The sequence below is a fragment of the Brevibacterium luteolum genome (assembly GCF_025147615.1).
Taxonomy (GTDB): domain Bacteria; phylum Actinomycetota; class Actinomycetes; order Actinomycetales; family Brevibacteriaceae; genus Brevibacterium; species Brevibacterium luteolum.
In genome coordinates this window covers 1-15229 of the sequence record NZ_JALXPM010000028.1, presented here as the reverse complement: position 1 = coordinate 15229, position 15229 = coordinate 1, and the positions used below count along the sequence as shown (strand labels likewise).

General features: G+C 67.9%; 12 protein-coding genes, 1 tRNA gene and 1 pseudogene. 1 reads left to right on the top strand and 13 read right to left on the bottom strand.

The window, feature by feature from the left end; genetic code table 11:
* Nucleotides 1-54: 54 nt before the first annotated feature.
* The 13 genes and pseudogenes from M3C25_RS08410 to mfd all read right to left on the bottom strand — a co-directional run bounded on the left by M3C25_RS08410 (nucleotide 55) and on the right by mfd (nucleotide 14199).
* Nucleotides 55-357 (bottom strand): putative quinol monooxygenase, encoded by a 303-nt coding sequence (locus M3C25_RS08410; RefSeq protein WP_170275047.1) that lies wholly within the window; start codon nucleotides 355-357, stop codon nucleotides 55-57.
* On the bottom strand, nucleotides 354-926 hold the full coding sequence (locus M3C25_RS08405; RefSeq protein WP_375545107.1) for a DJ-1/PfpI family protein: 573 nt from the start codon (nucleotides 924-926) through the stop codon (nucleotides 354-356). Before M3C25_RS08405 ends, M3C25_RS08410 begins: the two co-directional genes overlap by 4 nt.
* Nucleotides 927-1179: 253 nt before the next feature.
* Nucleotides 1180-1857, bottom strand: a pseudogene (locus M3C25_RS08400) (alcohol dehydrogenase catalytic domain-containing protein); the annotation flags it as partial.
* Between the two features lie 289 nt (nucleotides 1858-2146).
* A tRNA-Leu gene (locus tag M3C25_RS08395) sits at nucleotides 2147-2223 on the bottom strand.
* Nucleotides 2224-2353: 130 nt separating this feature from the next.
* Nucleotides 2354-3727, bottom strand: coding sequence for an NAD(P)/FAD-dependent oxidoreductase (locus tag M3C25_RS08390; protein ID WP_259834870.1), 1374 nt, complete (start codon nucleotides 3725-3727; stop codon nucleotides 2354-2356).
* 46 nt (nucleotides 3728-3773) lie between these two features.
* Entirely contained in the window at nucleotides 3774-5117 is a 1344-nt protein-coding gene (locus tag M3C25_RS08385) for a S8 family peptidase (RefSeq protein ID WP_259855827.1), read from the bottom strand.
* An 11-nt stretch (nucleotides 5118-5128) separates the two neighbouring features.
* Nucleotides 5129-6118, bottom strand: a complete 990-nt coding sequence (locus M3C25_RS08380) for a Ppx/GppA phosphatase family protein (protein ID WP_259855824.1) — start codon at nucleotides 6116-6118, stop codon at nucleotides 5129-5131.
* Between the two features lie 46 nt (nucleotides 6119-6164).
* Entirely contained in the window at nucleotides 6165-6668 is a 504-nt protein-coding gene (locus M3C25_RS08375; protein WP_259855822.1) for a DUF501 domain-containing protein, read from the bottom strand.
* The gene (locus M3C25_RS08370; protein ID WP_102163135.1) at nucleotides 6665-7234 is read right to left on the bottom strand and encodes an FtsB family cell division protein; all 570 of its coding nucleotides are present in this window, start codon (nucleotides 7232-7234) and stop codon (nucleotides 6665-6667) included. Before M3C25_RS08370 ends, M3C25_RS08375 begins: the two co-directional genes overlap by 4 nt.
* A gap of 320 nt (nucleotides 7235-7554) precedes the next feature.
* Complete coding sequence (gene eno, locus M3C25_RS08365) at nucleotides 7555-8835, bottom strand: phosphopyruvate hydratase (protein ID WP_259855818.1); 1281 nt, start codon at nucleotides 8833-8835, stop codon at nucleotides 7555-7557.
* Nucleotides 8836-8898: 63 nt separating this feature from the next.
* Nucleotides 8899-9672, bottom strand: coding sequence for a tyrosine-protein phosphatase (locus tag M3C25_RS08360; RefSeq protein ID WP_259855817.1), 774 nt, complete (start codon nucleotides 9670-9672; stop codon nucleotides 8899-8901).
* Nucleotides 9647-10549 (bottom strand): MazG nucleotide pyrophosphohydrolase domain-containing protein, encoded by a 903-nt coding sequence (locus tag M3C25_RS08355; RefSeq protein WP_259855811.1) that lies wholly within the window; start codon nucleotides 10547-10549, stop codon nucleotides 9647-9649. Before M3C25_RS08355 ends, M3C25_RS08360 begins: the two co-directional genes overlap by 26 nt.
* On the bottom strand, nucleotides 10546-14199 hold the full coding sequence (gene mfd / locus M3C25_RS08350) for a transcription-repair coupling factor (RefSeq protein WP_259855809.1): 3654 nt from the start codon (nucleotides 14197-14199) through the stop codon (nucleotides 10546-10548). Before mfd ends, M3C25_RS08355 begins: the two co-directional genes overlap by 4 nt.
* 140 nt (nucleotides 14200-14339) lie before the next feature.
* Between mfd and M3C25_RS08345 the strand changes: the two genes are divergently transcribed.
* Entirely contained in the window at nucleotides 14340-15038 is a 699-nt protein-coding gene (locus tag M3C25_RS08345; RefSeq protein WP_102163139.1) for a rhomboid family intramembrane serine protease, read from the top strand.
* Nucleotides 15039-15229 lie beyond the last annotated feature (191 nt).

The window sequence follows — 15229 nt, the reverse complement described above, 5'->3', positions numbered from 1 at the left end:
GTCACCGCGCGCAGCGACCCCTCCTCTCTGAGCCAGTACTCCCGGTCTGTGGTGTCAGGCGGGGAGTTTGGAGCCCAGTACGTCGAGCTTTTCGATCGTGGGTTCGGAGAACAACGTGCCGGTCTGCTCGCCGAGAGCTGCCGCAACAGGGCCGGACAGGTGGGTATCACGTCCGGCGTCATCCGGGAACACGTCGAAGATCCCGAACGAGGTCGGCCCGAGGCGGATCGCGAACCACGCGGTGGTCGCCTGCTCGTCTTCAACAAGCGCACGGCCGCTGTCAAGGAACTCCTTCACGTCGTCCTCCTTCCCGGGTAACGCGTCAAACCTGACCAGCAATCCCTTGGTCACACTCATGGCTTCTCCTCTTCCATTGTCGTGGTGCCCGCGAGTTGGGACACTATCGCCTCGGAGAACGCCGGTAGGTCCTCCGGCGAGCGGCTGGTGATGAGATTCTTGTCGACCACCACGTCCTGGTCGACGACGTCGGCGCCGGCATTGCACAGGTCGGTGCGGATGTTCGGGAACGACGTCAGGGTGCGACCGGCGGCCACGCCAGCCTCGATCAGCGTCCACGGCCCGTGACAGATCGCCGCCACTGGCCTGCCGCTCCGGACGAAGTCGCGGACGAAGGAAACGGCGTCCTTGTCGACCCGCAGCTGGTCGGGGTTTACCGTGCCGCCGGGAAGCAGCAGGGCGTCGTGGTCGCCCACCGAGGCGTCGGCGACCACCCCGTCGACGGTGAACGTGCCCGCCAGATCCGCGGCCATATCAGCTCGCCTTCTCTCCGCTCGACATGCCGGGCTTGATGACGACCTTGGTCCAGCCCTCAGCCCTGGAGTCGAAGTTCTTGTAGGCGTCGGCGGCCTGCTCCAGCGAAATCTCGTGGGAGACGATCCATGACGGCTTCGCCTTCCCCGCCGCAATCAGGTCGCGCAGCTGGCGGTTGTACTTCTTGACTGGGCATTGACCGTTGCCCATGGTCTGCCCCTTGAACCAGTGCAAGCCGAAGTCGACAGCCGCCTTGCCCTGTTTGGCCAGGTCGTCCTTGGCCCCAGGATCCTGAGGGACGAACACGCCGACGGTTCCGATCCCGCCGGTGAAACGGACCGAGTTGATGAGCATGTTCAGGGTGGCAGCCGGATCTTCGTTGCCCTGGGGATCGTGGGCCTGGTAACCGACGCACTCGCAGCCGCGGTCGGCTCCGAGTCCCATTGTCTCGTCCAGCACGGCCTGCACAGGGTCGGTCTTGGAGTCGTCGATGGCAATCGCGCCGATCTGCTCGGCCAGCGCCAGCCGGTCGGGGTGGCGATCGACCACCATCACCTTCGCGGCGCCCTTGATCGTCGCGGACAAGGCGGCCATCAGTCCCACGGGGCCGGCCCCGGCGATGACGACGCTGTCGCCCGGGACCACGCCGGCCATCTCGGTGGCGTGGCAGCCGGTGGGGAAGATGTCGGAGAGCATGACGTAGTCGTTCTCCTTCTCCTCCGCGTCCTCACCCAGGCGCAGCGCGTTGTGGTCGCCGAAGGGCACCCGGAGCAGTTCTGCCTGCCCGCCGCCGTACGAGCCCATTTCGGCGAACCCATAGGCCGCACCGGCGGCCGACGGGTCAGGCTGCGTCGTCAGGCAGTAGTTCGTGAGCCCGCGCTCGCAGTTCTTGCAGAAACCGCACGAGATGTTGAAGGGCAGCACGACCCGGTCGCCCACCTTGACCTTCTCCACTCCCTGGCCGACCTCCACCACCTCTCCCATGTTCTCGTGACCGAAGGTCCGGCCTTGCTCGAAGGAGGTCCGGCCCTCGTACATGTGCAGGTCCGAACCGCAGATGTTGGTTGCTGTCACCTTGACCAGCACATCAGTGGGCCGCTCGATCTTGGCGTCCGGAACATCCGTGACCGCGACATCTCTGGGGCCCTGATAGACGACAGCCTTCACGGCGAGTCTCCAATCCTTGTGTGGTGACCTTCAGAACTGATCTGTCCTGGGTCTCGTTCCGACACTACAGCTGAAGCAGCGCACTTACTAGAGATGAATTATCGCAATGTCTGGCGTGAACCGTCTTCGACCACCATCTCGGAATGAAACCCGGGACAATTCACGGTGCTGATTGAGCGGCTGAACAGGCGTTTTGTGCTGGTATTTTTGGTGCCCCCAGTGGGACTCGAACCCACACTGAATCGATTTTAAGTCGACTGCCTCTGCCGATTGGGCTATAGGGGCGACGGCAGACAGTCTAACCGAGTCAGCGCCGCCCAACGCCCTCCACCCAGGCCACCGCATAGAAAACACTGGTGGGGACCCCAGACGGGATCCCCACGAGCAGTGTTCGCAGCTCAGATGAGCGTCACGGTCAGGCTTTGGCCGGCTCTTTCTTGGGGGCCGGCTTCGAGTGTGCGGCGTCGACGAACGACTTGCGCGGCACATCGAGGTCCTTGAGCGGCATAACGTCGCGGCCGAAGACGACGTTGAGCGCCCAGTTTCCGAACACCCGGACCTTGCGGTCGATGGTTGGGATGGCGTAGCCGTGGTAGCCGCGGTGCATCGCCCAGGCGAGCACACCGCGGGCTTCGAAGTCGCCCATCTGCGAGACACCCTTGTACAGGCCCAGACCGGCAACCGTGCCGATGGTCTTGTGGAAGTACTGGCGGAACTCGGTCTCACCGCGCAGCGCAGCGAGCACATTGGCAGCCAGCACCGGAGCCTGGCGCACAGCGTGCTGAGCATTGGGTACGCAGTAGCCGCCCACGCCGCCGCCGGAGAGGTCCGGCACAGCAGCGTTGTCACCAGCAGCCCAGGCGCCTTCGACAACACCCTCATCGCCCTCGACGCGCAGGTCGGCGCGCACGGTGACGCGGCCGCGCTCGTCAAGCGGCAGGTCGGAATCGACGAGCACCGGGTTGGCCTTGACACCGGCGCTCCACACGACGGTGTCGCAGTCGAACTCCTCGCCGTTGGACAGCTGGATGTGCTTGTTGGTGCAATCCTGCAGGAAGGTCTCGAGGTAGACGTCGATGCCGCGCTCGCGCATGTGCTCGACGACCCAACGGGCCTGAGCCTCGCCGACCTCGGGCATGACGCGGCCCATCGCCTCGACGAGGACGAAGCGCAGGTCAGCCTCGGTCAGGGTCTCGTACTGGGCAACGGCGGCACGAGCCATGTCCTCGAGCTCAGCGAGGACCTCCATGCCAGCGAAGCCGCCGCCGACGAAGACGAAGGTGAGCAGCCGGCGGCGCTCTTCGTCGTCTTCAAGCAGGGAGGCCTCGGAGATGTTGTTCAGGACGTGGTCGCGCAGGGCGACGGCCTCTTCGATCCGCTTGAGGCCGATGGCCTCCTCGGCCAGACCCGGGATCGGCAGGGTGCGGGCCACCGAGCCTGCGGCGAGGATGATCTGGTCGTAGTCGAGCTCGAAGGGCTCGTCGCCTTCGGGTTCAACGGTGACGAACTTGTCAGCGTGATTGATCGACCGGACGTAGCCGGTGACGACCTCCGCACCCTTGAGGTTGCGGCGCAGCGGCACGACGGCGTGACGCGGCTCGATCGAGCCGGCTGCCACCTCGGGCAGGAACGGCTGGTAGGTCATGTAGGGGTTGGGGTCGACGACAGTGACCGTCGCTTCGCCGCGACCCAGGTTCTTCAGCAGATTCTGGGCGGTGACGAGGCCGAGGTAGCCGCCTCCGACGATGAGAATACGAGGACGCAGTTTGCTGTTTCGAATCAGTGCCATGACCCCATACTAGCGACCGCCCCAAGGTTTGTGAAAACTTTCACTTTCACTCCCCGGGTGCTGCGGAATCCCCGTCAGATGGCCGCACACGCCGCATCCGGGCGATCCCGGCGGCGATGAGCCCCGCACCAGCCAGCGCGCCGATGATGAGCACAGCCGGCCCCGCCGCCGAGGCGGTGGCCGCTGTGATCTGCGCCTGACCTTCAGTGGAGGTCTCCTTGCCGGAATCGGCGCCCGGCTCGGCCTGTTCGGTCGTTGCCGGTGCTCGGCGGTGCATCGTCACCCAGTCGGCCAGCTGCTGCCTGGCCTGCGGGACGTCGTCAGGCACATCGGCGCTGAGCGCTGCACCTGGGGCGAGGCGGCCGTGGCCGACGACTGGGTCGGGCTGCTCGGGTGTCGTCGTGCCGTCGTGACCGGGGACCGGGGTGGCTGTGGTGTAGAGCTTGGCGACGACCTCATCGGCGGACAGATCCGGGTCGTTGCTGCGTATCAGGGCGGCGACCCCGGCGACGACGGGTGCGGCGAACGAACAGCCGTCGCCGGTGCCGTACTCGCCGCCGGGCAGCGGGACGGGGATGTCCTCGGCCGGTCCCATGAGGTCGACGGCGATGCCCGGGGCGGTCGATTCAGCGCGCACCTGCCCGTTGGCGCCCAGCCCGCCGACGCCCACCACACCGGGCACAGTCGCCGGTGCCCAGGCTCTGCGCGCGCCCTGTGAGCGGTTGCCCACGCACGCGATGACGACGACGTCGTGCTCGAAGGCATACGCGAAGGCCTCGTCCCAGTCTGGGTCCCAGGTTGGGTCGTCCCAGCCCAGGGACATGTTGACGACATCGGCTCCCTCGTCAACGGCCCAGCGCAGCGCGGCCGCGGCCTGCTGCCGGGACGGCGGGGAGCTGTCGGGCCGGTTGCTGCCCAGCCACATCGAGGCGGAGAGGAGGTCGGCGTCCGGGGCCACGCCCATCGGCCCTGGCCCGGAACCGTTGCCGGCGATCACGCCTGCGACGGCGGTGCCGTGGTGGATGATCGACCCGTCGCCGAGAGGGGTGGTGCCGTCCGCACCGGTTTCGGAGAAGTCCTTGGCCTTGACAACGGTGTCGGTGAGGTTCTCGTGCGCGGCATCGACGCCGGAGTCGATGACAGCGACCGTTGTGCCCTTCCCGGTTGTCGTCTTCCACATCTCGTCGATGCCGTAGTCGGCGATGAACCACTGCCCGGGTCCCGCCTCGGGTTCGGCCGCCTGCACCGGGCCCGAGGTGAGGGTCGCCTCGGCAAGTCCCGCACCGGTGGCCAGTACGAGGGCTGCGGCACCGGCGGCGAGCTTCTGCCACGCAGCGCTACCGGCCCGCGTGTTCGGGTGGCCTGCGGCGTCTGGTTCGGCGGTGGTCATGACGGCTGCCTTCAGGTGCCGGCTCGCTGGAAGAGGCCGATGGCGATGCCGTCGAGGATGTCGGTCTCGCTCGCGTAGATCGCAGGAGGCTGCTGGGCATCAGAGGTGATGCGGTCGATGAGTGTCTCGAAGATGAGCGCCCCGGAACCGATGACGTCGACGCGGCCGGGGTGCATGAACGGCAGGCTCGCGCGTTCGGTTCGGGGCATGTGCAGCAGGTCCTGGCAGGTGGCTCGCAGCTGGTCGGGTGCCAGGCGGGCGGCGTGGATCGCCTCGGGTTCATAGGTCTCAAGTCCGAGCATCGCGGCGGTGACGGTGGTGATGGTGCCGGCGACACCGATGACCGTGCGCACGCTTGAGACGTCGACATCAGTGCGGGCGGCCTCGTAGGCAGCGTCGATATCGGAGATGGTCGCGGTGATCTCGGCATCGGTTGGCGGATCGGAGTTGAGGTGCCGTTCGGTCAAGCGCACACACCCGATGTCCATGCTGTGCGCTCCGGTCAGCTCAGCCCCGGAGGCCGTGACGCTGCCGGTGACGAGTTCGGTGGAACCGCCGCCTAAGTCCATGACGAGGAACGGGCCTGCCGGTGCTGGGTCGGCGGCTGCCTGCACGCCGACGGTCGCGCCAGTGAAGGACAGCTGGGCCTCTTCGATGCCGGTGATGACCTCAGCCTCGACACCGAGGCGCTCACGGACACCAGCGAAGAACTCCTCGCGGTTGGCGGCGTCCCGGCTGGCCGAGGTCGCGACGAACCGCACATGCTCGGGCTCGTGCGTGCGGATGAGCTCGGCGTATTCCTCGCAGGCCGCGAAGGTGCGTTCCAGGGCCTCTTCTGCGAACCGTCCGGTGGCATCCACGCCCTGGCCGAGGCGCACGATGCGCATCTCGCGTACGACATCGCTCACCTGCAGCGGCCCGCCGTCAGCGGGGGCGGTGATGTCGGCGATGAGGAGGCGGATGGAGTTCGTTCCGCAGTCGATGGCAGCAGCTCGGGTCATGCCATCCAGCTTAGACGCCGCAGGGGAGCTTGCCGGTTCAGGTGACTCACACCTCGGCGACGGGCGGCACCCCGTCCATCATCGACAGGGCGAGGTCACCGACCGGGTTGACGCCGGGCCCGGCGGCCAGGGCATGGCCGACGAGCGCATGCAGGCACTTGATGCGGGTGGGCATGCCACCGGCGGAGAAGTCATCGATCTCCAGCACCTCGCCGATGCCTGCGTCAATGCCGATCTGCCGACGGGCGGCAAGGTAGGAGGTGTGTGCTCCGCGGTAGGCGGCCTGCATGTCCTCGTCGGCGGCGAGCTGTTCGCTCATCTGCGCCATCACACCGGCGGCTTCGAGCCGGGAGCATTCGGTGACGTAGTCCGGGTGCGTGAGGTAGAAGGTGGTGGGGAACGGCGTGCCGTCCTCCAGCCGGGGCGCGGTGGCGACGACGAGCGGCTCACCGGTCTTCGAGCGTGCAGCGACGCCGACGACGCCGCGCGGGATCCGGCCGAGCTGGGCGCGGATCGTCTCGAAGTCCGCTTCGGTGCATTCGGTGATCATGGGCTCTCTTCTGTTGCGAAACCGACGGCCTTGAGAGAATCTACCAGCTCGATGTACCACGGCTGCCTGCGCACGGTGCGCTTCTCCCCTGCCCCGGCCTCCGCGGTCTCGGTGGCGACCTCCTCGCCGGTGTCGTCGATGACGATGTAGACCTCTTCACCGTCCTTGGCGTAGTGGTAGTCCTCGCGGGCCCGCTGAGCGAGGTAGGCGGGATCCTTGAGCTGCTCCTGCCGCTCCTTGAGATCGGCGACCTCCTGCTCGGTGACCTCGATGTCGCGCTCCAGGGCGGCGATCTGCTGGTACTGGGCGATCCCGGTCGAGATCGAGGGCAGGAACATCGTCAGCAGCATCGCGGCGATGACGCCGAGGATGATGGTGCGCGCCGGCAGGCGGCGCCCGGCCGCGGTCGCGTCGATGTCGGTGCCTGAGAGGTCGACGACCGGCTGGGCTCTGCGTGTGCGGGCAGCAGGCGCCTGGGCCTTGGCGGATTTCGGCTTGCGGGAGGCAGCGGACTTCCGCTTGGCAGCCAGGGCGCGGCGCTGTGCTGCAGAGGACGTCGGAGCCATTGCCACCTCATGAGCTGATCAGGGGAAGAAAGGTGTGTGGCACCAAGTCTGCCTGGCCTTGCAGCCGACAGCCCTCATTTGGTGCGGCGTGTTCGCACGAGCACGTGTGAGATGGGCGTATGCGCACCCCGGCCGCGCCCCACGCCCCCCCCCGGCCGCAGCCCCACCCCCACAACCCACGTCGCGCGCCCCACAACCCACGTCGCGCGCCCCATGCACGAGGTGGGGTGCACGCACGGTCGTACACCCCACCTCGGGAGCGGGTCGCCTCAGCCGCACTCGCCTGGCGAGGCGGGAGTGCAGCCGGTGGTCGGTCGGTGTCAGTCGCGGAAGCGCGGGAAGGCCGAGCGTCCGGCGTAGCGGGCGGCATCGGCGAGCTGCTCTTCGATGCGCAGCAGCTGGTTGTACTTCGCGACGCGCTCCGAACGGGCCGGGGCGCCGGTCTTGATCTGGCCGGCCTGCGTGGCCACAGCCAGATCGGCGATCGTGGTGTCCTCGGTCTCACCGGAGCGGTGGGAGATCATACAGGTGTAGCGGTTGGTCTGGGCGAGCATGACCGCATCGAAGGTCTCGGTCAGCGAGCCGATCTGGTTGACCTTGACGAGCAGGGAGTTCGCGGCACCGGATTCGATGCCGCGGCGCAGCCGCTCGGGGTTGGTGACGAACAGGTCGTCGCCGACGATCTGGACCTTCTCGCCGAGTTCGGCGGTGAGTTCGATCCAGCCGTCCCAGTCGTTCTCATCCAGCGGGTCCTCGATGGACACGAGCGGGTAGCGCTCGACGAGGTCGGCGTAGTAGGCGGTCATGTCGGCGGCGGTCTTCGTCTCGCCTTCGAACTGGTAGGCGCCGTCCTTGAAGAACTCGCTGGAGGCGACGTCGAGGGCGAGCGCGATGTCCTTGCCGGGCTTGCGGCCGGCCTTCTCGATCGCTTCGATGATGAGGTCGAGCGCCTCGGAGTTCGACTCCAGGTTCGGGGCGAAACCGCCCTCATCGCCCAGGCCGGTGGACAGGCCGCGATCCTTGAGCACAGCCTTGAGCGCGTGGTAGACCTCGGTGCCCCACTGCAGGGCTTCGCGGAAGCTGGCGGCCCCGATCGGGGCGATCATGAATTCCTGGATGTCGACGTTCGAGTCGGCATGCGAGCCGCCGTTGAGGATGTTCATCATCGGCACCGGCATGATGTGGGCGTTCGGGCCGCCGAGGTAGCGGTACAGCGGCAGGTCTGCAGACTGGGCGGCGGCGCGGGCGACGGCGAGTGAGACACCGAGGATGGCGTTGGCGCCGACCCGGGACTTGTTGTCGGTGCCGTCGGTGTCGATCATCGCCTGGTCGATGAGGCGCTGCTCTTCGGCTTCGAAGCCGGCGATGGCGTTGTTGAGGTCGTCGAGCACGGCATCGACGGCCTGCTGGACGCCCTTGCCGAGGTAGCGCTCGGGGTCGGAGTCGCGCAGCTCGACGGCTTCGAACTCACCGGTCGAGGCACCCGAGGGCACGCCGGCGCGTCCGACGGCTCCGTCTTCGAGCAGCACCTCGACCTCGACGGTCGGATTGCCGCGGGAGTCGAGGATCTCGCGGGCATTGGCAGCAATGATTTCGGCCACTGTGGTCTCCTTCAAGCCTGATGCATCGGCTGTGGGGCGGGAACGGGGTCTACGCGGCTCAGCTTAGTCGACACGCGCGGGGCGGACGAGACCGGCGCGCAGCTCGTCGACCGCCTCGGGATTCATGCCGTGGGTGCGCAGGTAGCCGGCCACTCCCCCGTACTCGTCATCGAGCTTCTCGAGCACCCCGATGATGAGTCCGGCGGGTGCCTGCGTGGCGGTCTTCGAGATGTCGGCGACGATGCCCGCCTGGGCGAACTTCGCGCCGAGGGCTGCGACGAACTCGGCGCCGAGATAGCGCTCGGTCATCGTGTAGTCGGTCACGACGTGCTCGCGGTCGACGTCGAGCAGGCTGAGCACGAAGGCTGAGAGCACGCCGGTGCGGTCCTTGCCGGCCGAGCAGTGGATGAGCACCGGGGTGCGCACGCGCTCCGCGATCGTCTCGACACCGGCGGCCAGGCGGGGCCCGAATTCGTCGATCATCGTCTGGTAGATCGTCGGCAGGCTGTGATCGGGCAGTTCGACGCGCGCGGCGTTCGGGTCGAGCGGATAGTAGCGGTTGTCGAAGACCGGCAGTGAGATGTGCTCGACGTCGAGCCCGTTGAGGGCATCGGGGGCGCGGTGGGATTCGCGCTCTTCGCGCAGGTCGATGACGGTGGCAAGGTTCAGCTCACGCAGCGCTGCCCGGGATGCGTCGGTGAGGTTGTGCAGGCCGTCGGAGCGGTACAGCAGCCCGCGCGCGACGGTGCCGCTGCTGGTCGGCCAGCCGCCGATGTCGCGGAAGTTGAACGTACCCGGGATCGGGATCCGCTCAGCGACGTGCATCTGCTGTGTCATCTCCACCTTCCACGCCCTGCCTGCGGGCCTGCTCGACGGCTGCGTCCTCCACTTCGGAGGTTACCCGACGCAGCGCGGCCTCGGCGTCGAGGCCCTGCGCGTGGGCCCGGCTCACGAGCGCGAAGAGCGCCCGGCCGAGTTCGGCTTCCGCTCCCGAGGCGGCGAGCGCCTGGCCTGGGGTGGTGTCCAGGCCCGAGGTATCCGGGTCCGGGACGTCCGGGCCTGAGGTGTCCGGCTGGTCGAGTGCGAGGCGTTCGATCCGGCCGAGCACCGCCTGGGCACGGGTGAGAGCAGGGACGCTGGCGGGCAGGGAGTCGAACGAGGCGCGGGCGGCGGCCGCGGCCTGCTGGCCAGCGGCGTGCTCCCCAGCGGGATCGGGGTCGGGTGCCAGCTGCCGGGCGGCTGCGCGTTCGGCCGTCTTGATCGCTTCGTAGCGGCGTTCGACTTCGTCGATGTCGACTGGCGCAGTCGAGTCGAAGACGTGCGGGTGGCGGCGGATGATCTTCTCTGTCAGCCGCGCATCGACGCGCCGGATCGCCGCAGGTGTCAGGGGTTCGCCCGGCAGATCGTCGTGGTCGCGCATCGAGGCGAGTGCCTGCCCGCCGGCGGCCTGCCGGTCGAGCAGGGCGGCGTGGAAGAGCACCTGGTAGAGCACATCGCCGAGCTCGACCTCCACCTCGGCGGCGGTGTGCTCGTGCGGGTCAGCGGCGTAGTCGTCAAGGGCGCCGATGAGCTCGTGGGTCTCCTCGATGAGGTGCTTCTGCAGCCCGGTGTGGGTCTGGGCGGCACCCCACGGGCAGCGCGCCAGCAGGTAGGCGACGGCCTCAGCCGCCGTCATGCCGGTGGTGTCCGGACGCTGCCAGCGCGGAGTGCTCATGCGTTCGTCTCCACCTTTGCACCGGCCTTCTTCCCTGCACCGGCCTTCTTCCCTGCACCGGCCTTCTCAGCAGCGCCGGCCGTCTCTGCCGACCCGGCCTCCGCCTCGGGAGCGGGCAGGATCGCATCGAGGAACTGGTGCACCCAGTCGATGAGCTCCCGGTCGACGAGGTCCTTCTTGTCGAACCCGACCCCGGACTGCGGCTTGGGCACCTGGATCGCCCGCAGCGCCGGCTTGATGAGGGACTTCGGGTACAGCCGCTTGAGTCGCACGATCTGCGAATCGGCAAGCTCGACTGGCGCGAAGCGGATCGTGTTGCCCACCGACAGGATCTCCTGCACGCCGGAGGCACGGGCGCGGATGCGCAGGCGGGCGATCTCAGCGAGCACCTCGACCGCCTCGGGGTAGGGACCGTAGCGGTCGGTGAGCTCGGCGAGCACCTCGGCGATCTCGGCATCATCGGTGGCGGCGGCGAGCTTGCGGTAGGCCTCCAGCCGCAGCCGCTCATGCTCGACGTAGTCGGTCGGCAGGTGCGCGTCGATCGGCAGCTCGATGCGCATCTCCGCGACCTCCTCCTCGCCTTCGCCGCGGAAGTTCGCCACCGCCTCGCCGACGAGGCGGACGTAGAGGTCGAAGCCGACGCCTTCGATGTGGCCGGACTGCTGGCCGCCGAGCAGATTGCCGGCCCCGCGGATCTCCAGGTCCTTCATCGCCACCTGCATGCCCGCGCCGAGCTCGGTGTGGGCAGCCACGGTCTGCAGCCGGTCGTGGGCGGTCTCGGTCAGCGTCATGTCAGCTGGATAGAGGAAGTAGGCGTAGGCGCGCTCACGCGAGCGGCCGACGCGGCCGCGCAGCTGATGCAGCTGGGACAGGCCCATCCGGTCGGCGCGGTCGACGATGAGGGTGTTGGCGTTCGAGATGTCGATGCCGGTCTCGACGATCGTCGTGCACACGAGCACGTCATAGCGCTTCTCCCAGAAGTCGACGATGACCTGCTCCAGGCGCTGCTCGCTCATCTTGCCGTGGGCGACGGCGATGCGCGCCTCCGGGACGAGTTCGGCTAAGTGGGCGGCGGTCTTCTCGATGTCCTGGGTGCGGTTGTGGATGAAGAAGACCTGGCCTTCGCGCAGCAGCTCGCGCCGGATCGCAGCGGTGACCTGCTTGTCCTCGTATTTGCCGACGTAGGTGAGCACCGGGTGGCGGTCCTCCGGCGGGGTCGCCAGAGTCGACATCTCCCGGATCCCGGTCACCGCCATCTCCAGGGTGCGCGGAATCGGGGTCGCCGACATGGCGAGCACGTCGACATTGGTCCGCAGCGCCTTGAGTGTTTCCTTGTGCTCAACGCCGAAGCGCTGCTCCTCGTCGATGATGACGAGCCCGAGGTTCTTGAACTGCACCTCACCGGAAAGCAGCCGGTGGGTGCCGATGACGAGGTCGAGGCTGCCGTCTTTGAGGTCGTTCTTCGTCTTCTCCGAATCGGCCGGGGACTGGAAGCGCGAAAGCTTGCCGACAGTGACGGGGAAGCCGGAGTAGCGTTCGGAGAAGGTGTCGAAGTGCTGCTGGACGAGCAGGGTCGTCGGCACGAGCACGGCAACCTGCTTGCCGTCCTGGATCGCCTTGAACGCTGCACGTACCGCCACCTCAGTCTTGCCGTACCCAACATCGCCGCAGATGAGTCGGTCCATGGGGATCGGCTTCTCCATATCGGCTTTGACTTCGTCGATGGTGGTGAGCTGGTCGGGGGTCTCCATGTAGTGGAAGGCGTCTTCGAGCTCGCGCTGCCACGGGGTGTCGGGGCCGAAGGCGTGCCCGGAGGAGGCGCGGCGGGCCGAGTACAGGTGGATGAGCTCGCGGGCGATCTCTTTGACCGCTTTGCGGGCTTTCGACTTCGTCTTCGCCCAGTCCGAGCCGCCCATCTTGTTCACCGACGGTGATTCCCCGCCGACGTACCGGGTGACCTGGTCGAGGGAGTCAGAGGGCACGTAAAGGCGGTCGCCGGGTTGGCCGCGCTTGCTCGGCGCGTATTCGATGACGAGGTATTCGCGGGTGTGGGCCTGCGGCCCGCGGCCCGTTGTGCGGGCGACCATCTCGACGAACCGGCCCACCCCGTGCTGTTCGTGGACGACGTAGTCGCCGGGTTTGAGGTCGAGCGGGTCGACCTGGTGGCGCCGGCGGCGGGCCGGCAGGCGGCGCATGTCCCGGGTCGAGGTGGCTGCGGCGCGGCCGAGCACATCGGCCTCGGTGAGGACGGCGAGCTTCATCGTGTCGATGACGAATCCGCCGAAGTCCGCGGCCGTCGTCACGGTCACCGCGCCCGAGGTGGTGGGCTCGGTGAGGTCGTCGACGAACCGGGCCGGCACATCGGCTTCGGAGAACACCTCGACCATCCGCTCACCAGGACCGCGGCCCTCCGTGAGGACTACGACGTCCCAGCTGTCGTGGACGAGAGCGCGCACATCGGTGAGGATCGCCTCGACGTCGCCGGCGTAGCCGCGGGGCTGCCGGCCGGGCACCTCGAGTACGGTCTCACCGGTGGACTCGGCCAGTTCGGCATCGCGGGCGAAGCCGCCGATCTCCCACCACGGCAGACTGCGCGCAGCGGCGGCCTCGCGGGTCTCCTCCAGGGTGCGGAAGCTGGCCGGCGACAGGTCGATCGGCGCCTTCCCGCCTGCAGCGGCAGACGTCCATGCGGCGGCGAGGAACTCCTCGGTCGTGGCAACGAGGTCCTCGGCCCGGGCTGCGACCTTCTCCGGGGCGGTCACGAGGATCCGGGTGCCAGCCGGCAGGGTGTTGACGAAGGACTCCATCTTTCCGGCGAGCACCGGGGCGAGGGACTCCATGCCTTCGACAGCGACGCCGTCGGCGATCTTCTCGAGCATCTCAGTAGCCTGCGGCAGCTCTGGGATGAGGTCGCGGGCGCGTTCGCGGACTTCGGCGGTCAGCAGCACTTCCCGGCACGGCGGGGCCCATAGGGTGTAGACGGCGTCGTCAGCAGTGGGCAGGGAGCGCTGGTCGGCGACGGAGAACGGGCGGATCTCATCGACCTCGTCGCCGAAGAACTCGATGCGCAGCGCCTGGTCATCCGTCGGCGGGAAGATGTCGAGGATGCCGCCGCGCACCGCGTACTCACCGCGCCGGGAGACCATGTCGACGCGCGAATAGGCGAGGTCGGAGAGCTGTTCGGCGAGGTCGGCGAGTTCGACCTCGTCGCCGACTTTCAACTGGACGGGGGTGAGTTCGCCGAGACCGGTGACGATCGGCTGCAGCAGAGCCCGGATCGGGGCGATGACGACATTCAGTGGTTCATCGCCGGGGTGGCTGAGGCGGCGCAGCACGGACAGGCGGCGGCCGACGGTGTCTGAGCGCGGGGAGAGCTTCTCGTGTGGGAGGGTCTCCCAGCTGGGGAAGACCGCGACGGAGCTGGCTGGCAGGTAGTCGGCCAGTGCCCGTTCGAGGTGATCGGCCTCCCGGCCGGTGGCGGTGACGGCCAGCAGCGGCCCGGCCACGGCGGCCTCCGACATGAGCGAGGGCCACAGCCCGGTGATCGCGCTGATCGAACCGCCTGCCGTCGAGCTGTCGGCGAGCGCTGCCAGGACAGCACTGTAGGCGGTGTTGGTTTGCAGCAGGCGGGAGATTCCGGTCACAGACACGCCGTAAAGTCTACTCGGCTTCCGCGTCCGGCGGGCCCGCTCTGGCGGTGAGGCTCATGACACCGGTGCGGAACCTGCGGCCTGCGCCGCACGGCTCCGCTGTGGAGGGCCCTGTCAGTTTCGCTTGCGAGAATGAGCCCATGAGCTTCGAGCCCTCTGACCTCAGCCGCACGCCTGCCCGGCAGACCGGATCGAGAATCCGGTACGATCTCGACCTGCCCGGTGCGAATGTCGGGGCCCGGCTGCTGCAGCCGATCGTGCTGCTCGGGCTCATGTGGGTCATTGCTGCCGCCGATTTCGTGCTGCCGGGCTCATTCAACGGTTTCGGAGTCCGCTCATGGAATCCGACCGGTCTCATCGGCATCGTCTTCTCTCCGCTGCTGCATTCGGGCTGGCCGCATCTGATCGCCAACACGATCCCGTTCCTCGTCCTCGGATTGCTCGTCGCCGCCGAGGGCATCCGCCGCTTCTGGTTCGTCACCTCCGTCATCGCCGTTGTCAGCGGGCTTGGCGCCTGGGCGGTGAACCTGCCCGGCACGCTGACCGTCGGCGCCTCGGGTCTGGTGTTCGGCTACTTCGGCTATCTCATCATGCGCGCGGTCTTCACCGATTCGATCCTGCGCCGGCTGATGTTCGGCGTCATCGGCCTGCTCGTCATCATCCTCTACGGCGGCTCGATGCTCACCGGTGTGCTGCCGCTGTTCCCCGGCATCTCCTGGCAGGGCCACCTCTTCGGTGCGATCGGCGGCGGGCTGGCGGCCTGGATCGCCGGGCATCCGCGCTGGCAGTCCCTCAGCGGTGAGACCACCGCCCCGCGCCGCACCGGCGGACTGTACTGAGGGCCGCGTTCTCATAGCTGCCACTGCCGCTCGCTGCCGAGTGAAGCTTCTCCCGCGCACGCAGCCCGCTGCAGCTGAGCATGGCTAGCGCTGAGCAAAGTCACTGGTGAGAAGAGCTAGGGCTGAGCCAAACGGGCTCATCGTAATTGAGAGTGTAGAACCGGTCTGAAGCCGCCGGACTCGAGCAGACA